The 25,316-nt window shown below is 69.7% G+C and carries 32 protein-coding genes; 15 read left to right on the top strand and 17 right to left on the bottom strand.

Going from position 1 to position 25,316, the window contains the following annotated elements:
• Nucleotides 1-456 (bottom strand): TetR/AcrR family transcriptional regulator (locus SSMG_RS13295; RefSeq protein WP_009076522.1); only part of this gene is annotated, 456 nt, incomplete at its 3' end.
• A 101-nt stretch (nt 457-557) separates the two neighbouring features.
• Between SSMG_RS13295 and SSMG_RS13300 the strand changes: the two genes are divergently transcribed.
• Nucleotides 558-1,727: an MFS transporter gene (locus SSMG_RS13300; RefSeq protein ID WP_009076524.1), complete on the top strand. Its 1,170-nt coding sequence runs from the start codon at nt 558-560 to the stop codon at nt 1,725-1,727.
• A gap of 1 nt (nt 1,728) precedes the next feature.
• On the opposite strand, the gene SSMG_RS13305 is transcribed toward SSMG_RS13300, so the two are convergent.
• The 3 genes from SSMG_RS13305 to SSMG_RS13315 are packed head-to-tail and all read right to left on the bottom strand — an operon-like array spanning nt 1,729 to nt 4,282.
• Complete coding sequence (locus SSMG_RS13305) at nt 1,729-2,187, bottom strand: hypothetical protein (protein WP_100266778.1); 459 nt, start codon at nt 2,185-2,187, stop codon at nt 1,729-1,731.
• Nucleotides 2,184-3,593 carry a sensor histidine kinase gene (locus SSMG_RS13310; RefSeq protein ID WP_009076527.1) on the bottom strand — a complete coding sequence of 470 codons (1,410 nt, stop codon included), beginning with the start codon at nt 3,591-3,593 and terminating at the stop codon, nt 2,184-2,186. Before SSMG_RS13310 ends, SSMG_RS13305 begins: the two co-directional genes overlap by 4 nt.
• Nucleotides 3,590-4,282, bottom strand: coding sequence for a response regulator transcription factor (locus tag SSMG_RS13315; protein ID WP_050788167.1), 693 nt, complete (start codon nt 4,280-4,282; stop codon nt 3,590-3,592). The genes SSMG_RS13310 and SSMG_RS13315 overlap by 4 nt, the downstream gene beginning before the upstream one ends.
• 199 nt (nt 4,283-4,481) lie before the next feature.
• Between SSMG_RS13315 and SSMG_RS13320 the strand changes: the two genes are divergently transcribed.
• Nucleotides 4,482-5,033: a D-alanyl-D-alanine carboxypeptidase family protein gene (locus SSMG_RS13320; RefSeq protein WP_037713549.1), complete on the top strand. Its 552-nt coding sequence runs from the start codon at nt 4,482-4,484 to the stop codon at nt 5,031-5,033.
• Here SSMG_RS13320 and SSMG_RS13325 read toward each other — a convergent pair.
• Complete coding sequence (locus SSMG_RS13325; protein ID WP_009076533.1) at nt 5,030-6,229, bottom strand: RNA polymerase sigma factor; 1,200 nt, start codon at nt 6,227-6,229, stop codon at nt 5,030-5,032. The two genes, SSMG_RS13320 and SSMG_RS13325, sit on opposite strands and share 4 nt — an antisense overlap.
• Nucleotides 6,226-6,597 (bottom strand): YciI family protein, encoded by a 372-nt coding sequence (locus tag SSMG_RS13330; RefSeq protein WP_037717094.1) that lies wholly within the window; start codon nt 6,595-6,597, stop codon nt 6,226-6,228. The genes SSMG_RS13325 and SSMG_RS13330 overlap by 4 nt, the downstream gene beginning before the upstream one ends.
• Nucleotides 6,598-6,811: 214 nt before the next feature.
• On the opposite strand from SSMG_RS13330, the gene SSMG_RS13335 reads away from it, so the two are divergent.
• Genes SSMG_RS13335 through SSMG_RS13345 form a run of 3 tightly spaced genes read left to right on the top strand, consistent with a single transcriptional unit; the run spans nt 6,812 to nt 9,011 of the window.
• On the top strand, nt 6,812-7,072 hold the full coding sequence (locus SSMG_RS13335; protein WP_009076538.1) for a dihydrofolate reductase family protein: 261 nt from the start codon (nt 6,812-6,814) through the stop codon (nt 7,070-7,072).
• Between the two features lie 21 nt (nt 7,073-7,093).
• Complete coding sequence (locus SSMG_RS13340) at nt 7,094-7,462, top strand: VOC family protein (protein ID WP_009076541.1); 369 nt, start codon at nt 7,094-7,096, stop codon at nt 7,460-7,462.
• Between the two features lie 58 nt (nt 7,463-7,520).
• The gene (locus tag SSMG_RS13345) at nt 7,521-9,011 is read left to right on the top strand and encodes an MFS transporter (RefSeq protein WP_009076543.1); all 1,491 of its coding nucleotides are present in this window, start codon (nt 7,521-7,523) and stop codon (nt 9,009-9,011) included.
• 13 nt (nt 9,012-9,024) lie between these two features.
• On the opposite strand, the gene SSMG_RS13350 is transcribed toward SSMG_RS13345, so the two are convergent.
• On the bottom strand, nt 9,025-9,525 hold the full coding sequence (locus SSMG_RS13350) for an emopamil-binding family protein (protein ID WP_009076545.1): 501 nt from the start codon (nt 9,523-9,525) through the stop codon (nt 9,025-9,027).
• A gap of 51 nt (nt 9,526-9,576) precedes the next feature.
• Here SSMG_RS13350 and SSMG_RS13355 point away from each other — a divergent pair, with 51 nt between their 5' ends.
• From SSMG_RS13355 to SSMG_RS13370, 4 genes are all read left to right on the top strand, one after another.
• Nucleotides 9,577-10,401: a DUF1295 domain-containing protein gene (locus SSMG_RS13355; RefSeq protein ID WP_009076547.1), complete on the top strand. Its 825-nt coding sequence runs from the start codon at nt 9,577-9,579 to the stop codon at nt 10,399-10,401.
• Between the two features lie 119 nt (nt 10,402-10,520).
• A complete protein-coding gene (locus SSMG_RS13360; RefSeq protein WP_037713551.1) occupies nt 10,521-10,898 on the top strand; it encodes a hypothetical protein in 378 nt (125 codons plus the stop codon).
• A gap of 1 nt (nt 10,899) precedes the next feature.
• Nucleotides 10,900-11,946, top strand: a complete 1,047-nt coding sequence (locus tag SSMG_RS13365) for a hypothetical protein (RefSeq protein ID WP_009076550.1) — start codon at nt 10,900-10,902, stop codon at nt 11,944-11,946.
• Between the two features lies 1 nt (nt 11,947).
• Nucleotides 11,948-12,487 carry a YbaB/EbfC family nucleoid-associated protein gene (locus SSMG_RS13370; RefSeq protein WP_009076553.1) on the top strand — a complete coding sequence of 180 codons (540 nt, stop codon included), beginning with the start codon at nt 11,948-11,950 and terminating at the stop codon, nt 12,485-12,487.
• Between the two features lie 70 nt (nt 12,488-12,557).
• On the opposite strand, the gene SSMG_RS13375 is transcribed toward SSMG_RS13370, so the two are convergent.
• On the bottom strand, nt 12,558-13,226 hold the full coding sequence (locus SSMG_RS13375; protein WP_037713554.1) for a TetR/AcrR family transcriptional regulator: 669 nt from the start codon (nt 13,224-13,226) through the stop codon (nt 12,558-12,560).
• A gap of 141 nt (nt 13,227-13,367) precedes the next feature.
• On the opposite strand from SSMG_RS13375, the gene SSMG_RS13380 reads away from it, so the two are divergent.
• Both SSMG_RS13380 and SSMG_RS13385 read left to right on the top strand, forming a co-directional pair.
• Nucleotides 13,368-14,219: a 3-hydroxybutyryl-CoA dehydrogenase gene (locus SSMG_RS13380; protein WP_009076557.1), complete on the top strand. Its 852-nt coding sequence runs from the start codon at nt 13,368-13,370 to the stop codon at nt 14,217-14,219.
• A gap of 10 nt (nt 14,220-14,229) precedes the next feature.
• Complete coding sequence (locus SSMG_RS13385; protein ID WP_009076559.1) at nt 14,230-15,384, top strand: acyl-CoA dehydrogenase family protein; 1,155 nt, start codon at nt 14,230-14,232, stop codon at nt 15,382-15,384.
• 177 nt (nt 15,385-15,561) lie between these two features.
• Here the strand turns inward: SSMG_RS13385 and SSMG_RS46850 are convergent, their stop codons facing one another.
• From SSMG_RS46850 to SSMG_RS46115, 3 genes are all read right to left on the bottom strand, one after another.
• On the bottom strand, nt 15,562-15,696 hold the full coding sequence (locus SSMG_RS46850) for a hypothetical protein (RefSeq protein ID WP_255409867.1): 135 nt from the start codon (nt 15,694-15,696) through the stop codon (nt 15,562-15,564).
• A 120-nt stretch (nt 15,697-15,816) separates the two neighbouring features.
• Nucleotides 15,817-16,062, bottom strand: a complete 246-nt coding sequence (locus tag SSMG_RS13395; protein ID WP_009076562.1) for a helix-turn-helix transcriptional regulator — start codon at nt 16,060-16,062, stop codon at nt 15,817-15,819.
• A 434-nt stretch (nt 16,063-16,496) separates the two neighbouring features.
• Complete coding sequence (locus tag SSMG_RS46115; protein WP_199785897.1) at nt 16,497-16,724, bottom strand: helix-turn-helix domain-containing protein; 228 nt, start codon at nt 16,722-16,724, stop codon at nt 16,497-16,499.
• Between the two features lie 857 nt (nt 16,725-17,581).
• Between SSMG_RS46115 and SSMG_RS13405 the strand changes: the two genes are divergently transcribed.
• Both SSMG_RS13405 and SSMG_RS13410 read left to right on the top strand, forming a co-directional pair.
• The gene (locus SSMG_RS13405) at nt 17,582-18,652 is read left to right on the top strand and encodes a helix-turn-helix transcriptional regulator (RefSeq protein ID WP_063631938.1); all 1,071 of its coding nucleotides are present in this window, start codon (nt 17,582-17,584) and stop codon (nt 18,650-18,652) included.
• Nucleotides 18,653-18,664: 12 nt separating this feature from the next.
• Nucleotides 18,665-19,228: an HD family hydrolase gene (locus SSMG_RS13410; RefSeq protein ID WP_009076573.1), complete on the top strand. Its 564-nt coding sequence runs from the start codon at nt 18,665-18,667 to the stop codon at nt 19,226-19,228.
• On the opposite strand, the gene SSMG_RS47615 is transcribed toward SSMG_RS13410, so the two are convergent.
• From SSMG_RS47615 to SSMG_RS13420, 3 genes are all read right to left on the bottom strand, one after another.
• Complete coding sequence (locus tag SSMG_RS47615) at nt 19,229-19,351, bottom strand: DUF2510 domain-containing protein (protein WP_078561103.1); 123 nt, start codon at nt 19,349-19,351, stop codon at nt 19,229-19,231. It lies immediately after the preceding gene.
• A 413-nt stretch (nt 19,352-19,764) separates the two neighbouring features.
• Nucleotides 19,765-20,118 carry a hypothetical protein gene (locus SSMG_RS13415; RefSeq protein ID WP_009076574.1) on the bottom strand — a complete coding sequence of 118 codons (354 nt, stop codon included), beginning with the start codon at nt 20,116-20,118 and terminating at the stop codon, nt 19,765-19,767.
• A 55-nt stretch (nt 20,119-20,173) separates the two neighbouring features.
• Complete coding sequence (locus SSMG_RS13420) at nt 20,174-20,581, bottom strand: helix-turn-helix domain-containing protein (protein WP_009076576.1); 408 nt, start codon at nt 20,579-20,581, stop codon at nt 20,174-20,176.
• An 88-nt stretch (nt 20,582-20,669) separates the two neighbouring features.
• On the opposite strand from SSMG_RS13420, the gene SSMG_RS13425 reads away from it, so the two are divergent.
• Nucleotides 20,670-21,521 carry an NAD(P)H-binding protein gene (locus SSMG_RS13425; RefSeq protein ID WP_009076577.1) on the top strand — a complete coding sequence of 284 codons (852 nt, stop codon included), beginning with the start codon at nt 20,670-20,672 and terminating at the stop codon, nt 21,519-21,521.
• A 105-nt stretch (nt 21,522-21,626) separates the two neighbouring features.
• Here the strand turns inward: SSMG_RS13425 and SSMG_RS13430 are convergent, their stop codons facing one another.
• From SSMG_RS13430 to SSMG_RS13440, 3 genes are all read right to left on the bottom strand, one after another.
• Nucleotides 21,627-22,178 (bottom strand): DUF6069 family protein, encoded by a 552-nt coding sequence (locus SSMG_RS13430; RefSeq protein WP_009076579.1) that lies wholly within the window; start codon nt 22,176-22,178, stop codon nt 21,627-21,629.
• 45 nt (nt 22,179-22,223) lie between these two features.
• A complete protein-coding gene (locus SSMG_RS13435) occupies nt 22,224-22,817 on the bottom strand; it encodes an HdeD family acid-resistance protein (protein ID WP_009076581.1) in 594 nt (197 codons plus the stop codon).
• A gap of 85 nt (nt 22,818-22,902) precedes the next feature.
• Entirely contained in the window at nt 22,903-24,039 is a 1,137-nt protein-coding gene (locus SSMG_RS13440) for a cytochrome P450 (protein WP_037713559.1), read from the bottom strand.
• Between the two features lie 88 nt (nt 24,040-24,127).
• On the opposite strand from SSMG_RS13440, the gene SSMG_RS13445 reads away from it, so the two are divergent.
• Complete coding sequence (locus SSMG_RS13445; protein ID WP_009076584.1) at nt 24,128-25,198, top strand: TetR/AcrR family transcriptional regulator; 1,071 nt, start codon at nt 24,128-24,130, stop codon at nt 25,196-25,198.
• The last annotated feature ends 118 nt before the right edge of the window (nt 25,199-25,316 follow it).

Raw genomic sequence — 25,316 nt, forward strand, 5'->3', positions numbered from 1 at the left:
GTCGACGCCGGGGCGCAGCTCGCCTGTTTCGGCGAGCGCGTGGAACGACTGGGCGATGGTCTCGCGGGCCTCGCGGTAATGGCGGGCGAAGTAGGCGTGGGCGGGGTGGTCTTCCGAGATCGCCTCGGCGGCGAGGCGCGAGTACACCTCGACGATGCCCCGGTGGCGGACGTTGTGTTCGGCCAGCGCGATGAAGCGGCGCAGGACCTCGAGCCCGGGCGGGGCGGCGGTCAGCTGTTCGCGGGCGGCGTCCTCGGCGTCGCGGCGTTCCAGGACCGCGGCGAGCAGCGCTTCCTTCGTCGGGAAGTGGTACAGCAAGCCGGCGTGGGTGATGCCTGCTCGTTTGGCTATTTCCCGCAGCGACGACGCGTGGTAGCCAGCCTCGCCGTACACGACGGCGGCCGCCGAAACGATGTCGTCCCGGCGGATTCTGCCCTTCAGGTAGCCCTCGCTCACGGGGCGGCGCCCAGGTCGGCTTCCACCCGCCCATCATGCCCCAGCGCCCACCGCGTCCGTGTTCCCGACCGGACCCGACCCCCGAAGAGGAGCCGAGCCCGATGACCGAGCTTTCCCCGCCCCCGGTGCTGCCCCGCGCGGCCCGCGTCGCCACCTGGATCGTGTTCGCCCTGTGCGGGTTCGCGGTCGGCATGTGGGTGGTGCACATTCCGGTGATCGAGCGCGCGACCGGCGTCTCGCACACCGCGCTCGGGGCGCTGCTGCTCGTGCTCGGCGGATCGGCGCTGATCGGCATGCAGGTCACCGGGCCGCTCGCGGACCGGTTCGGCCATCCGCGGGTCGTGTCCGTCGCGGGGGTGCTCGTCGGGGTCGCGGTCGTGCTGCCGGGGCTCGCGGCGAACTGGTGGACGCTCGGGCTGGCGCTCGCGGCGTTCGGGTTCTTCAACGGGTCGCTCGACGTCGCGATGAACGCGCACGCCGTGGTCGTCGAACGCGCGTATCCGCGGCCGATCATGGCGGCCTTCCACGCGATGTGGTCGATCGGCGGTGCGATCGCGGCGGTCGTCGGCGCGGCAGTGCTCGGGGCGGGCGTGCCGACGCTCGTGTCGCTCGGCGGCACCGGCGTCCTGTGCATCGTGGTGTCGCTGGTGGTCCGCCGGTATCTGCTTGATTCGTCCGGGGAAACCGCGGAGGAAGCCACTGAGGAAGCCAAACCGGCCCGCACCCCGATGCGCGTGGTGTGGCTGCTGGGTCTGCTGGCCTTCGCGCTGATGCTGTCCGAGGGCGTCGCGAACGACTGGGCCGCGCTGTATCTGCGAGACGGGCTGGGGACGTCCGAAAGCACCGCCGCACTGGCCTACGGTTCGTTCGCGGTGGCGATGACGGTCGGCCGGTTCGCGACCGACCGGGTCGCCGCGCTGGCCGGTCCGGTCGCCGTGGTGCGTTACGGGAGCGGGCTGGCCGCGTTGGGGCTGGCGATCGCGTCGCTCGCGCCGTGGGTGCCGTTGTCGTTGGGCGGCTGGGCGTTGTTCGGGCTCGGGCTTTCCGGGGGCGTCCCGCAGTTGTTCACCGCGGCGGGCAACCTCGACAAACGCGCGTCCGGGGCGTTGATGGCGCGGGTGGTCGGCGTCGGGTACGTCGGGCTGCTGGCCGGTCCGGCGATCATCGGCGGGCTGGCGCACTGGGTGCCGCTGAACGTCGCGTTCCTGCTGCCCCTGGCGTTGTGCGTGGTGGCGGTAGTGTTCGCGCCCGCGATGAAGCCGCGCGGCTGAATCAGCCTCCGCACGCCCGGGGCGCCAGCTTCTGGCCCCCGCCGGACAGGGTGATCGTCCCGGACGTCCCGCCGCCGCCCGCCGCGAGGATCGTGCAGACGAGCTGCGCGACCGCGTTGGGCGACAACTCCCGGACGTTCACCCCGATCGCCGCTTCGCCCACTCCGATGGCGATCGGCTCGAACGACGGCGGAAGCTCCGTCGTGTAACCGCTGGCCCGTTCGTCCTCGTGCGGCCCCTGCTCCAGCGCCCGGACCCGGTCCGCGGGCACGTCGTCGACACCGGTGCGCACGACCGGCACGACTTTTCCTTCCAGCACGAAATACACCGTCGCCGTAGGCCCGAGGTTCCCGTTCGGCGGCCCGCTGGGCGCGTTCTCCCCGGGGATCACGCCGCTGGGCCGCACCCCGCAACCGCTCGCCAGCACCAAGACCGCGACCAGCGTCAGCAACTGCTTCATCGCCGCACCTCCCGAGGCAGCCACAACGTGAACACCGCACCGCCTTCGGGCCGGTTCCCGGCGACCAGCTCCCCGCGGTGCAAACGCGCGTTCTCCCAGGCGATCGCGAGCCCGAGCCCGCTCCCTTCCGACCGGCTGCGCGCGGTGTCCGCCTTGTAGAACCGGGAAAACACGTGCGGAAGCACCTCCTCGTCCAGGCCGGGACCGGAGTCTTCGACGGCGAGCGTGATCCCCGCCTGGTCGCCCCGCAGCCGCACCGTCACCGGTTCCGCGCCGTGCCGCAACGCGTTCCCCACGAGATTGGCCACGATCACGTCCAGCCGACGCGGATCGATCCGCGCGCGGATCCCGTCCGGCAGATCGGTCTCGACCTCGAAGCCGCGCACCCGCAGCGTCGCCCGGACCGCCTCGGCCACGTCGACGTCGTCCACTTCGAGGGACGCGGTGCCGGAGTCGAACCGGGTGACCTCGATCAGGTCGTTCACCAGCCGCGTGAGGTTGTGCGTTTCCTGGCTGACCAGGCGCACCGCCTCGCCCGCCGGGTCCGGCAGCCGTTTCGCTTCGGCGTCGAGCATGTCGGTGACCGCGGTCATCGCGGCCAGCGGCGTACGCAGTTCGTGCGACACGTCGGCGACGAACCGCCGCGCGTCGGCTTCCATCCGGCGCAGCTCGCCGACGTGCCGTTGCAGCGATTCGGCGGTCGCGTTGAACGTCTCCGCGACGCTCGCCAGTTCGTCGCTGCCGCGGACGGCGATCCGGGCGTCGAGATCGCCCGCCCCGAGCCTTCGAGCGGCGCGCTGCAGTTCGCCGACCGGCCGCAACACGCTGCCCGCGGCCAGCACGGCGAGGATCAGGGCCACCACCAGCGCGGCCCCGCCGGCGAGCCACGCGTCCCGGGCGAGCCGGTTCACCGCGTCGATTTCCGCGTCGAGATTGCGCAGTTCGTAGACCTCGATGCCGGACGGGATCGTCGGGTTCAGCCGGTCGCCGGTCGCGATCAGCAGCGGGGAGCCCAGCAGCAGCTGCGTCACCCCGCCGACGTCCACCCGCTGCCACGCGACCCGGCCGGACCGCACGACCGCCCGCAGCTCCGGCGTGATCACCGAGGCGGGCATGTCGCCGGCGCTGCGGCCGCCGCTCGTCACCAGCGCGGAGATCTTCCGGCCGTCGAGCCGGTCGGCGGCCGACTGCAGCGCGCTCGTCTTCACCGGCTGCCGGGGGAGCGGGTACAGCTGCTTGAGCTGGGTGGTCATCTCGACGGCGGCGTTGTCCTGGGTGCGCTGCAGGATCCCGTTTCGGGCCTGCACGTAGCCGATCCCGGCGACGGCGAGCGCGGTGAACACGCTCAGCAGCGCGAACGCCACCAGCAGCCGGGTGCGCAGCCCGCGCAGCCGCCAGCCGGTCACAGCGGCCCGAAGCGATAGCCGAACCCGCGCAGGGTCTGGACGTACACCGGTTTCGCGGGATCGTCCTCGATCTTCGCGCGCAACCGCTGCACGCACGCGTCGACGAGCCGCGAATCGCCGAGATAGCCCTGGTCCCACACGGATTCGAGCAGCTGCTGGCGGCTGAGCACGCGGCCGGGCGCCGACGACAGCTCCAGCAGCAGCCGCAGTTCGGTCGGCGCGAGCCCGATCACCGTGCCGTGCTTGCTGACCACGAGACCGTCGCGGTCGATCGTGAGGTCGCCGTGCCGTTCCGGACCCGGCTTCGCGTCCGGGCCGCGCGGTTCGCCGCCCGTCCGGCGCAGCACCGCGCGGATGCGCGCCTCCAGCACGCGGGCCTGCGCGGGTTTCACGACGTAGTCGTCGGCTCCGGCTTCGAGCCCGGCCACCACGTCGATGTCGTCGTTGCGCGCGGTGAGCATGATGATCGGCAGGTCGCCGGCCGCGCGGATGCGGCGGCACACCTCGAAACCGTCCATCCCGGGCAGCATGAGGTCGAGGACCACGACGTCGGCCGGGTCTTCGGCGAGCCGGGCGAGGCCTTCCTCGCCGGTCTCCACCGCGTCGACCGTGTGGCCCTGATAGGTCAGGGCCAGCCGCAGGCCGTCGCGCACGGCCCGGTCGTCTTCGATCAGCAGCACCCTCGGCATGTCTCCCACTATCGCAGCCCGCCCGTCCGGCCGCCCGGACAGTCCACAGCGGACAGCCGGGTTCCAGCCTGCCCGGCGCGGATCCCCGCCCGGTGCGTGCCGTGTCATCGTTCGGTAACAGCGCCGCCGCGGGGAACCGTTACAGAGCTGTCAAACTCCGTGCGCAGTGCGCGCACACTGGGACCCGAAAGTGGGTCCCATGATCGAGTCGCTTCGCCGGCCCCGGGTCCTCGCGGCCGTCACCCGCCTCCTGGCGGTGGCGCTGCTTCCGGCGGCGTTCCTGCGTTCGCCCGGCCGCGGCCGGTACCTGGCCTGCCAGTGGGCGCTCGCGTTGCGATACCCGGCCGAGGACTTGGCGGGCCTCAGCGAACCGACCCGGGCGGCCTTCACCGCTGCGCGCACCGACGCGTTCTGGCGGCACCGCCAGCTGATCGGGCTCACCTCCGGCCATCGCGACGTCGCCGACCAGCACCGGCTGTTCGCCGAAGAAGTGCAGCGCACCGGCTCCGTCACCGCAGCCCGGCGTCGAGTGCTGCCACCGCACGAGTCGGCGCACGTCCGCGGCACGGCGCTGGACGTGCGGCCGATCGAGGGCGCGGCGTGGCTGGAGCAGCATGGGGCCGAGTACCGGCTGTATCGCCGCTACGACAACGAATGGTGGCACTTCGAGTACCACGGGGACACCGTGCCGGTGCGGTTGCCGAATCCCGACGCACTGCGGTCGCCGACGATCGTGCGGGTGGCCGGCTAAGGCGAGTTTCCTTGCGCGGCACGGGATTCCAGGTATCTTCGTTCCGGAACGCTGAGCGTTTTCTGTGCCGCTGAACGGTAATAGACCCGGGCCTGCTCGGGCTCGCCCGCCAGATCGAGCAGGTGCGCGCGCACGACGTCGACGCGGTGATGCTCGTCCAGCCCCGCGATTTCGTCGAGCTGCCGCAACCCTTCGCGGGCGCCGTGGACCATCGCGACCGGGACGATCCGGTTCAGCGCCGCCATCGGGCTCGGCGCGAGGGCGAGCAGGAGGTCGTAGAGGGCGAGGATCTGCGGCCAGTCGGTGTCCTCGGCGCGCGCCGCCTCGTCGTGCACGGCGGCGATCGCGGCCTCGAGCTGATACGGCCCGAGCTGGGCGGTGACCAGGGTTTTCCCGATCAGGTCGCGCCCTTCGGCGATCGCGGCGGCGTCCCAGCGGGTGCGGTCCTGTTCGGCCAGCGGCACGGCGGTGCCGTCCGGCCGCGTCCGCGCGGGCCGCCGCGCGTCGCTGAGCAGCATGAGCGCCAGCAGCCCGGCGACCTCGCCGTCGTCGGGGACCTGCGCGTGCAGCTGCCGGGTCAGCCGGATCGCCTCCGCGGTCAGCTCGACCCGGTTGACGGCCGTTCCGGAGCTGGCGGTGTGTCCCTCGGTGAAGATCAGGTAGAGCACCTGCAGCACCGCGGCCAGCCGCTCGGCCCGTTCGCCCGGCGGCGGCATCCGGAACCGGGCCCCGCTGAGCCGCTTCTTGGCCCGGTTGATCCGCTGGCTCACGGTTTTCTCCGGAACCAGCAGCGCCCGGCCGATCTCCGCGGTGGTGAGGCCGCCGACCGCGCGCAGCGTCAACGCGAGCTGCGACGGCTTGCCGAGTTCGGGGTGACAGCACAGCATCAGCAGGGTCAGCGTGTCGTCGTCGGCCGGGGCCAGTTCCGGTTGCGGCACCGCCAGCCCCGCGGCCGTGTGCTCGCGCTGGCGGCGGGCGGACTCGCTGCGTTCGATGTCGATGCGCCTGCGCGCGGCCGCGGTGATCAGCCAGCTCTTGGGGTTGTCCGGCAGGCCCTGCTCCGGCCATTTCAGCGCGGCGGACAGCAGCGCTTCCTGCACCGCGTCCTCGCACAGCGTGAAGTCGCCGAACCGGCGGCAGACGGCGGTGAGCACCTGCGGCGCGAGGTCGCGCAGGAGCTGCTCGACGGCGGTCAGAGGTTCAGCTCTTTCACGTTGCGGAGCGGCCGGACCTCGATCTTGCCGTACAAAGCGTCCGGCACCCGCGCGGCGTGCTCCAGCGCCCGTTCCATGCTCTCGCATTCGACCAGGTAGAAGCCGACGAGATGCTCCTTGACCTCGGCGAACGGCCCGTCGCTCGCCACCGCCTTGCCGTCCTGCACGGTGACGCACTTGGCCTCGGCGGGGTCGGCCAGCCCGTCGCTGAGCACGAGCTCGCCGGATTCTTCGAGCTCGCGGTTCAGCGCGAGATGGCTCCGGGCGAACTCGGCCTTCTTCTCGTCCGGCAGCTCCTCCCAGAGCGCCCGGAACCGCGGGTTGCTGTGGATCATGATCAGGTACCGCACGACTGGCCCCTTCGAAAACTTTTTCTCCGCCGGTGTCGCCTTCAGGATCCCGGCTCCGACGTCCCCCGTGCACATGTCAGCTGAAGAAGGAGCATAACCGTGCGCAAGATCGTGGCCGGACTGTCGGTTTCGCTCGACGGGGTGACCGGATCGCCGCCGGACTGGATGATGCTGAACCACGAGCCGGACGAGCTGATCCGCGCCAGCATCGCCGATGGCCGCGTTCCTGAACAACACGCCGAAGTACGTCGTGTCGAGCACGCTCACCGAGGCGGACTGGAGCGGTTCGACGCTGCTCGGCCCTGATCTGGCGGCCGAGCTGAACTCCTTGAAAAGCAAGCCGGGCAAGAACATCCACCTTCCCGGCAGCCCGCGGCTGGTGCGGTCGCTGCTGCTGGCGGGCCTGCTCGACGAGCTGAACCTGCTGATCCGCAATGGCGTCCTCTCCGTGACCTACCGTCCGAAGCAACGCTGACCAAATATCCAGGAGGCAAAAATGTTCGACACCAGCAAGGCATTCAGCGGTTTCTCCGTGGACGACATCCCGGCCGCGCGGAAGTTCTACGCCGAGACGCTCGGCATCGAGGTCGCCGAAAACTGGGGGATGCTGCGCCTGCGTCTCGCCGAAGGACGCGAAGTGCTCGTCTATCCCAAGGGCGACAAGCACGTTCCGGCCGAGTACACCATTCTCAACTTCCCGGTGGACGACATCGACCAAGCGGTCGCGGACCTCGGCGCGGCGGGGGTTTCCTTCGAACCGTTCGACGGCGTCGACGAAAAAGGCATCTTCCGGCTAGGCGGTCCGCTGATCGCGTGGTTCCGGGATCCAGCGGGGAATATTCTTTCGGTCCTGCAGGAAAATTGAGGCGAGGACCGCAAAACTGAAGATGCCGGAGCGCGGCGCCGGGTGAGAAGTTGGAGGCATGACGACAGTTTCGGGGCCAGCTCGCACGAGTTGGCAGGGGGTGCTCGCCCTGGCGGCGGCAGTGGTCGTGGCCGCTTCGGCGGTGGGCTTCTTCCGGGGGTTCGAGATGTCCGGAATGGACTCTACGGGTTCTGCTCCGGACCGGCGGCTGCACGGCATGCCGCTGGCGGACATGCCGGAAATGTTCGTCGCCGGAGCGGCACTGCTCCTCGCACTGGGAGCCGCGCTGGCCCTGGGCCAGCCGCGGCACAGTGTTCCCCTGTCCACGCCTACGGTCCGGGGAAGGCGAACGATCGCGGTGGTCGCCACCGCCGCGCTGACGATCGACATCAGCAAGACGTCGACGCTCGGCTTCGTCATTCCCGGCCTGCGCTCGGAATACGGCATCGACGCCTCGACCGCGTCACTGCTCGCGGTGAGCGGCCTGTCCGGCACCGCACTGGGCGCGTTGCTGTGCAGCCGATGGGCCGAGCGCGTCGGCCGCCGGGCCTGCTATCTGCTCGCGACGCTCGGCTTCACCGCGACCAGCATGTGCGGCACCATGCCGGACTTCCGCGGCAACGTCGTGATGTGCTTCCTGATGGGCATCGCCGTCGGCGGGCTGGCCCCGATGCTGATCACCGTCCTCAGCGACCTCTTCCCCGGCCGCAGCCGAGGCGCGACCGTAACCGGCCTGTCGATCATCGCGACCGCGATCGGCTATCTGGTCGCGTCCGGTTCAGCGCTGTGGCTGGAACCAGTGTTCGGCTGGCGAGTGCTGTGGCTGATCGGCGCTCCGACCGGCCTCCTGCTAGCCGCGGCGGCGGTGGTGATCCCGGATCAGCGAGGCACCCCGCCACCTGTCGCGGCCGGACCCCCGGATCAACCACACACCCCCGCCCCAGCGCAGGACGACTGGCTGGCCCGCAACACCCTCACGACCCGCCTCCAATGGGTGTTCGCCTTCTCGATCGGTGTCACCACATTCGGCCTCACCACCTGGGTCCCGACCCTGTCCCGCGTCGGCGGGCTCTCGCTGACCACGGCGAACGCCCTCCTGACCGGATCCGCCGTGGCGATGGTGCTGTGCGCGGGACTGCTCGCACTCGGCTACCGACGCTTCGGCCCCACCGGCGTCACGGTGCGGCTAGCCGTCTGCACCGCGGTGTTGCTGCTGGCGCTCGCGGTATCCGGATGGGCAGTCGCCGCGCCGTGGCTGTCCGCGACGGTGCTGACGGTCGCTCTGCTGGGCGTCAACACGATGGCCGCAGTCTTCCTCCCGGTCGCGGCCGACGTGGTCGACGACGGTCGGCGCGGGCGGGTCGCCGGGTCGGTGTCGTTCTTCAACCGGCTTGGCGGGTTGGCTGGTCCGCTGGTGCTGTCTCTGCTGGTCAGGTCGGTGTCGGACGTGCTGGTCGCGGTCGCGGCCCTCGCCCTGCTGTGCGGTTCGGTCGCCGCCTGCACCAGCCGGCGACAACGGGCGCTGCGGAAAGCCGCGGACGTGACCTGACCGTCCACAATGGTCAGAACCGCCGCGTGAACGGCAGCGGCCGTCGCATCCGGACCAGCAGCAGCAACGGAATCAGCACGTACGGGAGGTTGAACGCGAGGAACTTGCCCGGATTGCCGGTACGGGTCGCCGGGTCGCCGAAGAACTCGACGCCGAACACGACGATCCCGGTGAGGGTGGCGATCATCGTCGCGTAGATCACCGCGAACAGCTGGATCCCGTTGCGGCCCGCGACGAGGCACCAGACGAGCACGACGTAGAACGGGAGGTAGACGAACGCCGAGAGCCCGGTGACGATCCGCATCCAGTCCGGCGGATGCATGAACAGCGGGTCGGCGTCGTGGGCGTACCAGTAGTTGGAGTCGACGAAAAAGTTGCCGGTCGGCCGCGAGAAGTCGACGCCGATCGTCGGCAGCAGGTCGCTGATCAGCGACGTCACCGTGAACACCGAGAAGATCGCCGCGAAGAACAGGTCGATCTTGCGCTCGCGCAGCGGCAGGTTCGGGGCGTCCATCGGCGGATTCTACGGCCTCGCGCCGGCGAATTCGCCAGTACAGTCGCGGTCATGAACGCGTTCCAGGTCTGCCTCTGGGTGTTCGCGGGCGTCTGCGCCGGCTGCTGGCTGCTGTCGGTGCTCACCAGGGAGTACTCCTGGGTGGACCGGATCTGGTCGGTCGTCCCGGTGGCCTACGCCGGGATCTTCGCCGGGCACGCGGGATTCGCCGACGCCCGGCTGAACCTGCTGTTCGCGCTCGTGTTCCTGTGGGGTGCGCGGCTGACGTTCAACTACGCCCGCAAGGGCGGCTACGCGCCCGGCGGCGAGGACTACCGCTGGGCAGTGCTGCGCGGCCGGATGGCGCGGTGGCAGTTCCAGCTGTTCAACCTCTTCTTCATCACGCTCTACCAGAACGTCATCCTGCTGCTCATCACGCTTCCCGCGTGGACCGCGCTGGACCATCGGACGCCGCTGGGCGCGGCCGACATCGTGCTGGCCGTCGCGTTCGTTGCCTGTCTGGTCGGCGAAACGGTCGCGGACCAGCAGCAATGGAACTTCCACCAGTGGAAGAAGCGCGAGACGGCCGCCGGACGCACCCCCGAACCGCGGTTCGCGCAGACCGGGCTCTTCCGGTTTTCCCGCCACCCCAACTTCTTCTTCGAACAAGCGCAGTGGTGGCTGGTGTTCCTGTTCGGCGTATCCGCGGCGGGCGCCGTCACCTGGACGATCGCCGGCGCGGTCCTCCTGACCGCCCTCTTCATCGGTTCGACGATCTTCACCGAGAGCATCACGCTCGGCCGCTACCCCGAGTACGCGAACTACCAGCGGCGAGTTTCGCCGATCGTGCCGTGGTTCCCGCGCCGGGGGAGTGCTGTCGGGTCCACTTCGGACTGAGCGCCGCCGCGCTGTGACCGCCCTCACGTCAATGCCGTGAACCTCCCCGGTGTCCGATGAGTCGGAAGGGATACCGTTCGCCCGGTAGGGTCACGGTTCACACGACTGGGGGTAGTTTCATGATCGGTTTCGAAACCGACCTCGACGACCTGCGCAAGGCGAGCAGGTTCGTCGCGGCCGCCGGGGACGCGGCGGACACCGCGCGCGGCGGCGTGCGCGGGCTGGACCTGCCCGACGCGGTCAGCCCAGCCGCCATCATCGGCTCGATCAACCCGTTCGGCGGCGGCCCGACCACGGCGTTCGGCGGCTCGCTCGGCATGCCCAAAGTCGCGGCGGCGTACGAAAACCACCGCGCGAAGGTCGAGGATGCGCTCGCGAAGCTGGCCTACACGACGCACCAGGCGAGCGAAGCGCTCCAGCGGGTCGCCGAACTGTACGAGGCGTCGGACGCCGAGTCGCAGGCCGCGGTGCGGCGCGCCGGCGGGGAGGTGCGCTGACGTGAGCGAGCAGGAGGACTACTTCGGGCTCAGCGGCGGCAGCGACGGCCGTCCGCGCGCGGAACTGCTCGAAGGCATCAGCGAGGACCTGCACCAGGGCGCCAATGACGCGCTCGACGGGCTGGAATTCCTGCGCTACGCGGAGTTCTTCAAGTTCTCCATGGCGAAGGGGCTCTTCGAGGCGTACCAGGACAAGGTCACCGAGGTCTTCCGCGAGTTCTCCGAGGCCGACCTCAAGGACACCGGCGGCGGCCTGCAGTCGATGATCAACTCGTACGAACCGGTGTGGAAGAACCTCAGCCGCGGGTCGATCACCGAACTGCGCCGGGCGAAGGAACTGCTGGGTTCGTGGCGCGGCAACGCGGCCGAGGACGTCAAGACCTACCTCGACCGGCTGTCGGAGGCGTACGAGGCGCTCGCCGCTGAGATCACGGTGGTGGAGAGCGACATCGTCGCCGCTCGCGACGGCGTGTGGGCCGCACGGGACGACCTCGGTTCGCTCGCGCTCACCTTCCGGGAAACCGCGGAGAAGTACCAGAAAGCCAAGGCCAAGGAGGGCGAAATCTCCTGGTCGAAGGTGGCGGCGGTGGCCTTCACCGGCGCGCTGGTCGGGATGCTGGCCGTGGTCGCCACCCCGGCCGGAGCCGCGGCCGCCGCGGGCGGGCTGTCGATGAGCGCGGTCGGAGCGCAGGCCGCGGTGGCCGGTGCGGGAGCCGGTCTCACCGAGGTGACCGCACAGGCCTCGGCGAAGGTCGAGGGCGACAACGCGGACGACATCTTCGAGAGCTTCCTCGGCGGCGTGGACAAGATCCGCTCGCACATGCAGGAATCGGCGGGCCGGCTCGCGGACAAGATCCACGAGAAGTCGGTCAACCTGCCGCCCGTGCCGAGCCCGCCCGACGTGAGCCCCGGCGATTCGTTCGACCCGTCCAACTTCGAAACCTCGAACACCCCGAAGGGCACCGAGAAGCGGGTCCGGGACCGGAACGTCGACATCGCGCCGGACGGTTCGGTGTCGCAGCCGTTCTCGCCGTCCACAATGGACTGACGTGGCCGGTCCGGAAGAACTGGTCCAGGCTTTGTCCGCGTTGTCGGTCGAGGCGTCCTCGCCCGGCAACGCGGTCACCGCCACCGTCAACACCGACGGTGTCCTCACTGGACTCAAACTCTCTGGCGCCGTGCGGAATCTGCCGCCGGACGAGCTGGCCGCGTTGGTGCTGCACACGTACGCCGAAGCGCAGCGGGAATCGGCGAACCGGACCGCGGCGCTGCTGGCTCCGCTCGGCACCCGCGGGTACGTGATGGACCGCCTGAAGTGGCGGGCCGAATTCACGCCCGAGGCGGCCCCCGCAGCTCCTCGGCGGTCGGCTCCACCCGCCGAAGCGCGGCCGCCTGCTTCACCGGCCGAGCCCAAACCCGTTGCTGCGCCGGAGAAACCTCGGCAAGCGGCAAGTGCATCCGCCGTACCAGGCGAGGGGGACTACCTTCGCAACCGCACCGCCGACCCCGAGCCTCCGACGGAACCGGAACGCCCGGTGAGCGACGAGGACTGGTACGAGGCGGGCGTGCGGTTCGACGAGGCCTGGTAGCCGCTCAGCCGAGCGTTCCCGGTGCGGAACGCTCTCGGTCTCGGGGTCATCGGGGCTGCACGCAGTCCGGTCAACCGAGCGTGCCCTCGTCCCCGAGCAGCTTGCGCAACCCAGGCAACACCGCGGAAAGATCCTTGCCGGTACGGAAAGCAACCACCGTCGTTTCCGTCTCGCCCGTGTTGCCGAACAACGCGACCGTGTCCGCCATCGCCGCGTCGAAGGCCGCTTCCGGGTCCGTCGCCTGTCCGCGCAGCCAGCGCCGCAGGACGTGGTTGTGGGCGGTCACCACCGCCGCCGCCATGAGTTCGGCGCGTAACGCGGTGTCTTCTCCGCCGCCCATCCAGCGGTGGACGAATTCCTGGAACAGCCGCTGATACTGGCGCGTGCCCGCGATTTCCCGCGCGCGCAACGCGGGCACGCTGCGGGTCAGCCGGTACCGCGCCAGTGCCAGGTCGCCCTCCGCGACGTAGTGCCGCAGTACCAGCCGCGCGGCCTCGGTGACCGCGACGATCGCGGTGCGCGGGTCGGATCCGGCGAGCCGGGCCTCGATCGCGCTCAGCAGGACCTCGTGGTCCGGGAAGATGACGTCCTCTTTGGACCGGAAGGCGCGGAAGAACGTGCTGCGCCCGACGCCTGCGCGGTCGGTGATGTCGTCCACCGTCGTCTGGTCGTAGCCGCGCTCCTCGAACAGCGCGAACGCGGCCTCGGTCAGCCGTTGCTTGGCCGGTTTCTCGGGCATCGGGCCACCTTTCGCACGCACGCTGCGGCCAGCCTAATCGGCCGCGGCCGCCGGCGAGCAGGGTGACGTGGGCCACCCCGCTCTCGCCTACTCGCCGGTACTGAGTACCGTCATCATGAAACCAAGTACCGGAAGGGATGGGTGAGGCACGTGGAGCTCGTCGGCGTGGTCGGCTGCGGCCAGATGGGGGCGGGGATCGCCGAGGTGTGCGCCCGGGCCGGGCTGGACGTCGTGGCGGTCGAATCGAGCCGGGCCGCCGCCGACGCGGGCCGGGCGCGGCTGGAGGCGTCGCTGGGCCGGGCCGAGCGCAAGGGGAAGATCGCGTCCGCGGCCGAGGTGCTGGAGCGGATCCGGATCACCGAAAACCTCGACGACCTGGCCGACCGCACGCTCGTCGTCGAGGCGATCGTGGAGAACGAGGCGGTCAAGGCGGAGCTGTTCGGGAAGCTGGACAAGATCGTCGCCGCGCCGGACGCGGTGCTGGCCTCCAACACGTCGTCCATCCCGATCATGAAGCTCGGCACCGCGACCGAACGCCCGGCGCAGGTGCTCGGCATCCACTTCTTCAACCCGGTGCCGGTCCTGCCGCTGGTCGAACTGGTGCCGAGCCTGCTCACCGGCGACGAGACCACCGACCGCGCGCGGAAGTTCGCCGAGGAGACCCTGGGCAAGCACGCGATCCTGTGCCAGGACCGGGCCGGTTTCGTGGTGAACGCGCTGCTGATCCCGTTCATCCTCGCCGCCGTGCGCATGCTGGAGTCGGGCTTCGCGACGAAGGAAGCCATCGACGAGGGCCTCGTGCGCGGCGCCGCGCACCCGCAGGGCCCGCTCGCGCTGGCCGACCTGATCGGCCTGGACACCACGAAGGCGGTCGCGGAATCGCTGTACGAGGAGTTCAAGGAGCCGCTGTACGCGCCGCCGCCGCTGCTGGCCCGGATGGTCGACGCGGGCCTGCTCGGCCGCAAGACCGGCCGCGGTTTCTACACCTACTAGGAGATCTCCGATGAGCTTCGACCTGTTCAAAATCAACGAAGACCACGAAGCGATCCGCGAGGCCGTCCGCGCGGTCGCCGAAGAGCAAATCGCCCCGCACGCCGCGGAGGCCGACGAGCGCGAAGAATTCCCCAAAGCGTCCTACGACGCACTGGTCGCGTCGGACTTCCACGCCCCGCACGTGACGGAACAATACGGCGGCGCCGGGGCCGACGCGCTGGCCACCTGCATCGTGATCGAAGAAGTGGCGCGCGTGTGCGCTTCGTCGTCGCTCATCCCCGCGGTGAACAAACTCGGCAGCCTGCCGCTGATCCTGGCCGCGAACGAGGACGTCAAGGCGAAGTACCTGCCCCCGCTGGCTTCGGGCGAGGCCGGATTCTCGTATGGACTGTCCGAACGCGACGCGGGCTCGGACACCGCCTCGATGCGGTGCCGCGCCACCCCGTCCGGGGACGACTGGATCCTGAACGGACAGAAGTCGTGGATCACCAACGCGGGATTCTCCGAGTACTACACGGTTCTGGCAGTCACCGACCCGGACGGCCGTCGCGGCGCCAACGTGACTGCCTTCGTGGTCGAGAAGTCCGACCCGGGCTTTTCCTTCGGCGCCAAGGAAAAGAAGCTGGGCATCAAGGGCTCGCCGACGCGTGAACTGCTCTTCGACCAGGTCCGCATCCCGGGCGACCGCATCGTCGGCGAGCCGGGCCAGGGCCTGAAGATCGCGCTGAAGACGCTGGACCACACCCGGGTGACGATCGCCGCCCAGGCGGTCGGCATCGCGCAGGGCGCACTGGACCACGCGCTGGCGTATGTCAAGGAGCGCAAGCAGTTCGGCAAGCACATCGCGGACTTCCAGGGCATCCAGTTCATGCTGGCGGACATGGCGATGGCCGTGGAGACGGCGCGCCAGATGGTGTACACCGCTGCCGCCAAGTCCGAGCGCGGGGACGACGACCTGTCCTTCTTCGGCGCGGCGGCGAAGTGCCACGCGTCGGACGTGGCGATGAGCGTGACGACGGACGCGGTCCAGCTGCTGGGCGGGTACGGCTACACGCGCGACTTCCCGCTGGAGCGCATGATGCGGGACGCGAAGATCACCCAGATTTACGAGGGCACGAACCAGATCCAGCGTCTGGTGATGGCTCGGCAGTTGCTGAAGGGCTGAAAATCCCCAGCTCGCGGCCACTTTCTTCGGCTCGCATGCCTACTCCGTTGTCGGGTTGGCGTTGATCGTTGCTCCGCCTGTTCCGTCTATGTTCCGTCAGCCGACGGCGCGAGGACGGAACAGGCGGAGCTCGATTGCCTGCCGCGCGCGGTCGTGCGAGTCGGGCAGGAGGTGGCCCTAGACCCGGAGTGTGAACACCGGCTCGGCGTGGCCAAGGTACTCCGCCAGCTCGCGGATCGACACGCGCGCGGCGAGCCTGACCGAGGCGTAGCAGTGGCGGAGTTGGTGCGTGCCCTCCTTGCGGGTGGTCACGTACCGGCTCCGTCCGCGAGTCGCCGCTGAGCCGGGCACCCGAACGCGGCAGCCATCAAACCAGCCCTGTGGCCTGGACGTAGCCGCCCGTGAAGTTTCCTGCCACACCCGCTGAACGGGCTAGGCGTCGGACAGTTCTTCCCGGCCGCGCTCGGTCAGCCGGTAGTAGCACTGCGCCCGAGCCGGGTCGGTTTCGGGCCACTCGGTGGTGATCCAGCCGAGCCGCTTCATCTCGTCCAATAACGGAAGCATCCGGGAACTGCGCAGCCCCGTGTCCCGCCGGAGAGCCACAGCGGTGAAGCGGGCGTCGGTGCCTCCGATCAGAAACGTCGTCGCCAGCCTGTCCATCTCCCGGGCCGCCCGCATGGCCTCGATTCTACTCGTCGTCCGGCGGTGGAGGGTTGGAAAGCCACCTGAAGCGGGTCGACCGGTAGCCGCCGCCGGGCAGGGTCGGACCGGTCGGCTGCTGTGGCGGGCGGCTCGGCGGAGACCCGTAGACCAGGTTGCCTTCCCGCCCGGCCGCTAGGCAACTGCGCATCTCGCGGCGGTCAGGCATGGCTAATGCTTCCGTTTCGGGTGGGGGCGGTCGGGCTGTATCGGCCGGGGTTGCGGAGTGGAGTTCTTCTCTGTGGGCTTGGTCGTCCGGTGGTCCTTGCCGGATACCGGGGTGGTGGGGCTCTTGCCTGCTCGGTCGCGTCCCATCTGCTGTCCTCATTCCGTCGTGGAAACGTGGGCAGCCCGACAGCCCGGTCGGCGCGCCTCGTCGGAGAAAGCGCGCCGCCGGGCGGCGTTGGTCTCGGTTACTGGCGGGGTCGGGGAGCCAGCAGGGGTGAGAACTCGATGGCGTTCTGGCCGCCGTGCGGCCGGATCCGCACCTTGTTCTTGATCAGCAGCCGGTGGATGGTGCCGTACGACGGGTTGTTTTCGTCCGCCAGTGCTTGCATCGACGCCCCCTTCTCGTACTTGCGGATGATCTCCGCGACAGGCAGGTCGGCACGCCTGACGCCCTGCCGGATCGGCGGAAGCACCGCACCCTGCTGGCGCAACAGCCGCCCAGTCCAGCTCAGCGACAGGCCGTGTGCTTGCGCGATTCCGCTTGATCCGTTGCGCGCGCCTCGTCGGGCGTTTCCATCCGGTGTCCTGTCCTCGCCGTCTGTGGGAGCTATTTGCCGCAGGTCCAGAAGGGTTCGCCGCATTCGCCGCACCGGTGGTCAGTCGCTTTCGCGGTCGCCCGGCAGGCCTTGCAGGCGAGCCGTATGCGTGTCCGCGGCCGGACCGGGGCAGAGCGCGCAAAGCCTGGTTCTCCACGCAGCCAGGCGGCGAACAGCAAGAGAGGGTTGACGCCGTTCTCGTCGTCGGAGTAGTAGCGACGCCGGTAGGCGCGGCCGTGATTGTGAGGATTAGCCGCGGTCATGGCACAGGCCTCGGCTGTCGGGGTCGCGGCTGCAGGCCGGGGTGACCCTTCGGAACCGTCCAGCCGAGTGAGCGGCGGTACACCACATCGCAGTACGGGCATTGGGTCGGCGCACCGTGCATCCGACGCTTATCGAGAGTCTCGAACTCCGCAACCGCGGTTTCTCCGCACAGCATTGTGAGGCCCTGGCCCGGCGCCGGGATGCCAGAGAGACGGGTGCGGTGCCACACATTGTCGATCACAGGAAGGATTGCTGCCGGGTCGATGTAGATCATTGCTGGCACTCGAGACCACCCCCTCAGCGTTTTGACTGGTCAGCGGGTCTGCAACTTCGATAAGTGACGCTACGATCGCCGGAGAGCAAACAGAACGGACCGCGAGTACGGGTACGGTTCGGCTGGAACAGCCAAGACGGGGGCGTCCGTGGGCGGAGTGTCGGCAACACTGACCGGGAGCCAGGGTTCCCGGTCAATGGGTGTCGTCTCGGGGTACGTGCTCAAGTTGGCGCGCGAGTCCGCGGGGCTTACGCAAGAGCGCCTAGCGGAACGGCTAGCGGTCGACGGAAGCACCGTTCAGGGGTGGGAGTCGGGGCGCAGGCCCCTCTCGGCGATGAACGCGGGGGACTTCGCCCGTCTCTGTGCCCGGTTGCCCCGCTTGGGCGCGCCTGCCTCGACTGGGCGGCACCTGCGCACGGCCGTCGAAGCCGATCTCGTTCTCTCGACCGGTTCCACCGCCGGAGACGCGTGGGTAGACCCCGAGTTGCATCCGCTGGCTGCGAGTGTGCACCGCAAGACGCTCACGAACATGATCACGTGGCCGTTCACTGGGCACCTGCCGTCCGAACTCGGGGTGTTCGGGCCGAAGGCGCCTCGCCGTGGTCCCGTCGCGCCCGGCCCCACGATGAGCGCCGACGCACGAACCCGGTTCTTCGACCACCTGCTGACCGTCGCTGAGCGCGGGGTGCTCCCGGGCGAGGCGCTGCTGCGCCGGCAAGCTGTGTACCTGCTTGGGTTCGACCGGCGCGGCGAGGTCGTGCAGTGGCTGCGAGGGGAATGGGCAAACGCCGGCCGCCGAGCGATCGCCGACGGCGACGTGACCAGGCTCCTCGAGGCCCGCTCGGCATCCGTCGCGCTCGCGTCAATCGGCGACGGCGCACACCTGCACGACTTCGTCGCGCGCACCGCAGACACTGACGCCGAGATCGCGAATCTCAACTACTGGGCGCATTGGATCGGCGAGTTGCAAGACGACCAGGCCGACGATCACTTCATGGCTGAGGCCGACACCCGAACATGGTCGGGAATCCGGCTGTTTCACCATCTGGTCGGTCGGCTCGACCCGGCTTCGCCGCACCTCCCGCTCAACCTGCACACGATGCACTCGCTCGTGGCCAGTCGTCCTGCCCTGCTGACCGAACGGTCCGGCGAACGGGACGCACTGGCCGAGGCACTGGACGTGCTCTCGTCGGACGACGTGCTGTCACGTCAGGGACGTGACCAGGTCGCCGGACTTCACTACGCTCTGCGTCTCGCCGACCGATAGGGAGATCACTTCATGCCAGACGAAACCGCCGCCGCCCTCGCCGCGTTCGGCTACGAACTCGGGCTGCTCAAGCGCATCCGCCGTGCGGGCTGGTGGCAGGTCGGCGTCCGCGACCCGGAATCGGTCGCGGAGCACAGCTTGCGCGCCGCGCAGATCGCGGCGCTGCTCGCCGCCGAGGAAGGCGCGAACCCGGAGCGGGCCGCGTTCCTCGCGATCTGGCACGACACCCAGGAGACCCGCACCGGCGACATCCCGCACACCGCGGGCAAGTACCTGGCCAAGCCTGAACCGCGAGAGATCACCGCAGACCAGACCGGCGGGCTGCCCGGCGGCACCCGCGACGTAGTGCGGGCCGCGGTCGACGAGTACGAGACCCGGGAGACACTCGAAGCAAAATGCGCGAAGGACGCTGACAAGCTCGAAATGCTGTTGCAGGCCATCGAATACCGCGAAATCGGGGTCGAGCGGGTTGCCGGGTGGATTGACTCCGGTCGCAAGGGACTCGCGACCGAGGCAGCTCGACGGATCGCCGAGGCCGCGGTGACGCTGTCCCCGTTGGCATGGCGAGGTCGCTGATTACTGAGATGCCGGGAGCGTGAAGCTGTCGGCCCAACTGGTGCCGTTCCACCACTGCAACTGGCCCGGCTGCTGCGGCGGCGGATACCAGCCCGGGGGAGTGCCCAGCGGCGAGTTGCACAGCTGCTGCGCTGCGGTTCGGCCCCTTCACCATCACCGCGATGAGCGTCGGTATTCCGGCCAAGATGGCTAGCGCGGCGAGGATGACTATGCCGAGCACCAAGTACTGCGCAACCGCCGGGCTCATGACCCCTCCAGGGCGCGGCGGGGATCATCGGAGCCAACCCGCTGCGCGCCGGGTCGCTGATGATCTTGCCGTGTTCCGTCTCTGTTCCGTGGGACAGCCAATCGGTGCCGTCGTGAGCCAACGAAGACAAACGCCCGATCTGCAGGTCCAGCGGCAAGATCGAAAATGTCCGCCCTGGTCAGCCTTATGCTCTTCCTCAAGCACGCAGATTTACGAGGGCACGAACCAGATCCAGCGTCTGGTGATGGCTCGGCAGTTGCTGAAGGGCTGAGGTCCTCGCTCCGGTAGTTCAGGCGCGCTCGCGGCTCACGGCCCGGTACTCGTCGCGGAGCCGGAAGAACACGTCCAGCGGGTCCTCGCCGTCGGCGTGCTCTTCGACGGCGGCCGCCCATCCCAAGGCCATCGGCCAGCCGAAACGAGCCTCGAGCCATTGGGCGAACGGGCCGACGGGCCGCCACTCGAACTCCTCGTCGATTCCGTGCACGTCCAGGGCGACGCCGTAGCCGAGGAGGAGGATCTGCAAGTCCCGCAGAGAACGTTGCCGCAGCCGCATCTTCGGGCGAAGCCGGATCTGGTCGAGGATCTCGTGCACGTCCTGGCACTGATCGACGGGTTTCGGCCGTTTCCCCGACGCAGCTGTCACCCCGCAAACCCTACCGAGTCAACGCGGCCAGGGCGCTCCGCGCGTCGCCCAGCGGTCAAGCCCCGGCTTTGTGCTGCCGATCATGCCTCCGCTGCGCCTTCACCACGTCCACCGTCCGCACGAGGACCCAATCCAGCAGCCCCCGCAGCGGCGTCGTCAGTTCCTGTCCGAGGTCGGTCAGCGAGTACGTCACCTTGGGCGGCGTAGCGGGCTCCACCTCGCGATGGATCAAGCCGTCGCGCGTGAGGGTGCGCAGGTTCTGCGACAGCATCTTTTCGCTGATTCCGCCGATCGCGTCGCGCAGTTCGTAGAAGCGCGCCGGGCGTTCGCGCAACGAGAGCAGGATCAGCGTGCCCCACCGGCTGCACACGTGGTCGAGCACTGTCCGGCCGGGGCAGTCGCTGTTGAACGCGTCACCCGGGTCCGGGGCGGCTCGGCGTCCTGCCTCGATGCTTACTCCCATGTCAGAAGCTTACCTCAAGGTGTGTTCTTACCAAAAGTTAGCCCAGAACCTAGGGTGAGCTTCACTGTGACACAAGGAGGTACTCCCCGTGACCGTTTTGGTGATCGGCGCTACCGGCAACGTCGGCCGTCAGGTGACAACCCAGCTGGCCGAGCGCGGCCTTCCGGTACGCGCGTTGGCTCGGCGGCCCGAGAAGGCCAATCTGCCCGACGGCGTCGAAGTCGTTCCCGGTGATTTGTCTGATGTGGACAGTCTCCGTGCCGCGTTGCGTGGGGCGAAGTCTGCCTTTTTGATGTGGCCGCTGATCTCCGGCGATCCGGCCGAGGCGATCGCGGACACCATCGCGGCCAGCGCCGGTCGGTTGGTCCTGCTGTCTTCGGCCGCTGCCCGCAGTGATTCGGACGACGCGATCAGCCAGGTCCATCGTGCGGTGGAGAAGGCGATCGAGCGCACGAGTCTGGAGTGGACGTTCCTTCAACCGCACGGCTTCGCGAGCAACACGCTTGGCTGGGCGCCGCAAATTCGCGAGAACGGTGTCGTTCGCGGAGCTTACGGTTCGGTGTACTCGACGCTGATCCACGAAGCCGACATGGCGGCGGTCGCGGTGGCCGCGCTGACTTCCGACGGGCACGTCGGCGCCAAGTACGACCTCACCGGCCCCGCTGCGCTCACGCAGGTCGAGCAGGTCCGCGTGATCGGAGAGGTGATCGGCCGCGAGACCCGGTGGGAGGAGGTGCCGCGGGAGGTGATGCGAGAAACGCTCCTCGAGCGGATGCCGGCGAAGTACGCGGACGCCATGCTCGACGCGTACGCCCTTTTGGCGGGCCGCGAACCCGACCGGCCGACGACGACGGTGGAAGACGTCACCGGGGTTCCGGCACGGAGTTTCGCCCAGTGGGTGGCCGATCACGCGGCCGATTTCGCTCCTGCGGGGCGCTGAAGGCACAGGTCGCGGACCTGCTGGGGGCGCGCGCGAGAGGACGGCGGCAATCGGGGTGGAACCCGATCCGCCGTCCGGACGGTGCGCGGCAGCTCTGGCGAAGGCTCAGCGGTCGTAATACGTAGTCGGCCCCTCCGGCCACTGCCGCGTGGGCGGGGGCGGAGGCGGCTGCTGCTCCGCCCGGCTGCTCCGCTTCCGCCGATGCAGCGTCCGGGCGCTCGCCGCCATGCTGCTCACCAGGGAAGCGATCACCAAACCGATCACCAGGTTGATCGCCGCCGTGGCGATTTTCGCTTCCAGGCCCACCGTCAGGGTCAGCGGCACGACCACCGCGATGGCCGTGACGAGCACCATGATCCAGCCGAAAAACTGGCCCGGCGCGGGGGTCGCCACGCTCAGCAGGTGCATCAGGCCGGTCGCCAGCAACGCCACCGCGGCGGCGGAGACGGCGTACGTCGGGGTGCTCGCTTTGCCCCACAGGCCGTCGCCCTTCGGGGCGAGCACGGGCACGTCGAAGATGCCTCGCGCGATCAGCAGGCCCACCACCGCCACGAGAGCGGCGACCACGGCGGTGGCCAGTCCGCCTGCCCACAACCTGGCGGCGTCGATGCCTGGCCGGGTGTCCTCCCCGTAATTGCCGGGGTATTGCTGGCCCATCGAACGGTCCTTCCGTCGCGAAAGCGGTCGCTGCCGATTGTCCCGCTAGTTCGGCTGCTCCGCTGGGTCGGCGGATTTCGCGAGCGAACGCAGCCGGAAAGACAGGACCACGAGGGTTACCCCGTAAATCACCGCGTAAATCCCGATCAGCAGCGCGACGCCGAACGCGCCGGCGATCGGGTGGAAGAGCACCAGCACCCCGGCGATCACCGAAAGCGCGCCCGCGACGATCAAAAACGCCTCGCCGGTGATCTGCTTGCGCAGCCGGATCGCGGCGACGATTTCCATGATCCCGGTGACCACCGCCCACGCCCCGACGAGCGTCGCCAGCACCAGCACGGTCACCCCGGGCCACACCAGCGTCATGATCCCGGCGAGCAGGCCCAGCACGCCGAGCAGCGCGTACGCGATCCGGTGCGCGCCGTCGCCCGGCCGGAACGCCTGCATCAGCGCGCCGACCGCGTCGACCAGCACGTAGATGCCGAACAGGAAGGCCAGTGCCAGCACGGTGATCCCCGGCCACACCAGCGCCAGCACGCCGAACAGCACGCCCAGGATCCCGCGCGTGAGGACGAGCGGCCACGCGCGGCGCGGATCGAGCACCGCGAAGCCGAGGACGGGCGGAATGGACGTGGACATCGGATGCCTCCCTGGGTGTCGTGCTGACCTGGCGAAACGGTAACCGGACCAGGGCAGCGCCGCCGGGACCTCACCCGAACAGGTGTCACCGCGCGACCGTCAGCCCGGCGAGCCGCCACGTCCCGGGGTCGGGTACCCGCTTCGCCTCGAGGACACGCAATCCGGGGAACCGCTCCAGCAGCGCGGTCAGCGCCACCTCCGCCTGCACCCTCGCGAACGACGCGCCGAGGCAGAAATGCGGACCGTGCGCGAAACCGAGGTGGGCGCCGGCCGAACGCCGGACGTCGAACCGGTCCGGCTCGGCGAAGACGCGCGGGTCCCGGTTCGCCGCCGCGATCGACGCGGTCACCGGCTCGCCCTGGCGGATCCGCACGCCGTGCAGGTCCAGGTCTTCGGTCGCCAGCCGGGGGATCGTCAGCAGCTGCGAACCGCACCAGCGCATCAATTCCTCGACCGCGCCCGGCCACAGTTCCGGTTCCGCGCGCAGCGCTTCGAGCTGATCCGGGTGCGTCAGCAGGGTTTCGACGGAATTGGCGATGAAGTTCGCCGGAGTCTGCCCGGCGAGCACGAGCTGCCAGACGAGCGCGACGGCTTCCGTTTCGGTCAGGCCCGCGCTCGTCAGATGCGCCAGCAGCGCGCTGTCCGGATGCGCGACCAGCGCCCGCGAGCTGTCGATGATCCCGGGCACGGCGGTGGCGAACCCCTCGCCGGACACCTGGACGACCGCCGCGCCGTACTCGTGCCAGCGCGGCCGTTCGGCTTCCGGCACGCCGACGAGTGCGCAGATGACCTCCATCGGCAGCGGCCGGGCGAACTCGGCCAGCAGGTCGACCGGGCCTTCCTCGGGCAGTGCGTCCAGGTACCGGGCAACGATTTTCTCGATCTCCGGACGGAAGTCCAGTGCGCGGCGGGCGGCGAACGCGGGCGTGGCGAGACGGCGCAGCCGGGTGTGCTCGGCCCCTTCCATCTCCTGCATGGTCCGCAAATACGGCCGGCAGTGCTCCGGCACGTCCGGACGCTGGTAGCTGGCCTCGCTCAAGGCGAACCGCTGGTCGGTGAGCATCGCGCGGGCCTCCGCGTGCCGCGTCAGCACCCGCATCGGCGGGAAGCCGGGACCGGTCAGCTTGGCCAGCGGGCCCTGTTCGCGGGCGGCTCCGTAGGCGGCGAACGGGTCGCTCGTGACGGCCGGATCGGTCAGGTCGAGTTCGGGAACGGGGGACAAGGCGGACCTCCAAATGGTCACTTCAGATGATCTCATCATATGAATGGTGGCGGTATCTTGGCAAGGAAGCGGACCGGGAGGACTCACGATGGCGCGGCTGACCAGGGCGCAGACTCAGGAGCGCAACCGGGCGAAGGTGCTGGCCGCCGCTCGCGAGGAGTTCACCGAACGCGGGTTCCGCGACGCCAAGATCGACGTGATCGCCGAGCGCGCCGAGCTGACCCGCGGCGCGGTCTACTCCAACTTCCCCGGCAAACGCGCCCTCTACTTCGCCGTGCTCGCCGCCGAAGCGGAGCGGTTCGCCGCCCAGCCGCCCGAACCGGACCCAGGTCTCACGCCCGCCGAAGCGCTCGGCGCGTTCGCCCGCGCGTGGGTGGCGAGGCTGCCGCTGGCCACCGACCCGGACGCGCGCCTCGGCGTCGACCTGCTGCCGGAAATCCTCGCCGACGAACTCACCCACCGGCCGTACGCGCAGTTGCTGCGCTTCGACGCGATCGTGCTCGGCCTTGTGCTGGAACGGCTTTCGCCCTCGTCCGGACGGCTGGTGCGCGTGGCGGAAGCGGCGCTGACCATGCTGCACGGGGCGAGCCAGCTGGCTGCCGCGGCACCCGGTTTCGGCGAGCCGTTCAACGTCGTGCGCGCGTGCGAAGCGTTGCCCGCGCTGGGATTGAGCGACACCTGGCCGGAGCCGCCGATCGTGCCGCAAGCCAAAGCGGCCGGGGAAACCTGGTCTCCGCCAGAGGTTTTCGACGCCCTGCGCGAGCGTCCAGCGCGCATCGACGGCGACGGGGTGGTCGCGGTGCTCGGGCTGCACCGGCTGTCCGCCGCGGAGGAAGCCTTGCGCGCGGCCAAGGACGTCACGCTGGTCGTGGTCACGGGGCAGCCGGGGGAGCTGGTGCCGTTGACGAATCTGGTGCTGGCGGACCTGCGCGGCCTGCTGAAGCGTTCGTGCCCGCACTCGGCCTGGCCGGACGTGCGCGTGATCGTGGACGAGACCGGTGCGGTAGCCGCGGCGGCCGGGGTCTCGGCGGTCAGCGACGCGACCGAGACCGCGCTCCGGGTCCACAGTGGACACATCCTGCTGCGCGCTGAGGGCTTCGGCGCCTGCCACGCCGCCGCGACGAGCACCGTGCCCGCCGGATCCGGGGAACCGCGCTGAAACGGTGCGGAATCAACTGCGGGACCAGTCGCCGTGCGCGCTTCCGGGAACGCCTTCCCGGCCCACGTGACGTTCGTGAGGGGAACCCTGAGTGAACTGCGCCCCGGAAGTTGGACTG

This window comes from Streptomyces sp. AA4, from assembly GCF_000158875.1.
Lineage (GTDB): Bacteria > Actinomycetota > Actinomycetes > Mycobacteriales > Pseudonocardiaceae > Amycolatopsis.

Excerpts from the sequence above, each read along its gene's own strand:
- SSMG_RS13300 (WP_009076524.1), top strand. The coding sequence starts at position 558 with ATGACCGAGCTTTCCCCGCCCCCGGTGCTGCCCCGCGCGGCCCGCGTC.
- SSMG_RS13305 (WP_100266778.1), bottom strand. The coding sequence starts at position 2,187 with ATGAAGCAGTTGCTGACGCTGGTCGCGGTCTTGGTGCTGGCGAGCGGT.
- SSMG_RS13315 (WP_050788167.1), bottom strand. The coding sequence starts at position 4,282 with ATGCCGAGGGTGCTGCTGATCGAAGACGACCGGGCCGTGCGCGACGGC.
- SSMG_RS13320 (WP_037713549.1), top strand. The coding sequence starts at position 4,482 with ATGATCGAGTCGCTTCGCCGGCCCCGGGTCCTCGCGGCCGTCACCCGC.
- SSMG_RS13335 (WP_009076538.1), top strand. The coding sequence starts at position 6,812 with ATGGCCGCGTTCCTGAACAACACGCCGAAGTACGTCGTGTCGAGCACG.
- SSMG_RS13340 (WP_009076541.1), top strand. The coding sequence starts at position 7,094 with ATGTTCGACACCAGCAAGGCATTCAGCGGTTTCTCCGTGGACGACATC.
- SSMG_RS13345 (WP_009076543.1), top strand. The coding sequence starts at position 7,521 with ATGACGACAGTTTCGGGGCCAGCTCGCACGAGTTGGCAGGGGGTGCTC.
- SSMG_RS13350 (WP_009076545.1), bottom strand. The coding sequence starts at position 9,525 with ATGGACGCCCCGAACCTGCCGCTGCGCGAGCGCAAGATCGACCTGTTC.
- SSMG_RS13355 (WP_009076547.1), top strand. The coding sequence starts at position 9,577 with ATGAACGCGTTCCAGGTCTGCCTCTGGGTGTTCGCGGGCGTCTGCGCC.
- SSMG_RS13360 (WP_037713551.1), top strand. The coding sequence starts at position 10,521 with ATGATCGGTTTCGAAACCGACCTCGACGACCTGCGCAAGGCGAGCAGG.
- SSMG_RS13375 (WP_037713554.1), bottom strand. The coding sequence starts at position 13,226 with ATGCCCGAGAAACCGGCCAAGCAACGGCTGACCGAGGCCGCGTTCGCG.
- SSMG_RS13385 (WP_009076559.1), top strand. The coding sequence starts at position 14,230 with ATGAGCTTCGACCTGTTCAAAATCAACGAAGACCACGAAGCGATCCGC.
- SSMG_RS13395 (WP_009076562.1), bottom strand. The coding sequence starts at position 16,062 with ATGCGGGCGGCCCGGGAGATGGACAGGCTGGCGACGACGTTTCTGATC.
- SSMG_RS13405 (WP_063631938.1), top strand. The coding sequence starts at position 17,582 with ATGGGTGTCGTCTCGGGGTACGTGCTCAAGTTGGCGCGCGAGTCCGCG.
- SSMG_RS13410 (WP_009076573.1), top strand. The coding sequence starts at position 18,665 with ATGCCAGACGAAACCGCCGCCGCCCTCGCCGCGTTCGGCTACGAACTC.
- SSMG_RS13420 (WP_009076576.1), bottom strand. The coding sequence starts at position 20,581 with ATGGGAGTAAGCATCGAGGCAGGACGCCGAGCCGCCCCGGACCCGGGT.
- SSMG_RS13430 (WP_009076579.1), bottom strand. The coding sequence starts at position 22,178 with ATGGGCCAGCAATACCCCGGCAATTACGGGGAGGACACCCGGCCAGGC.
- SSMG_RS13435 (WP_009076581.1), bottom strand. The coding sequence starts at position 22,817 with ATGTCCACGTCCATTCCGCCCGTCCTCGGCTTCGCGGTGCTCGATCCG.
- SSMG_RS13445 (WP_009076584.1), top strand. The coding sequence starts at position 24,128 with ATGGCGCGGCTGACCAGGGCGCAGACTCAGGAGCGCAACCGGGCGAAG.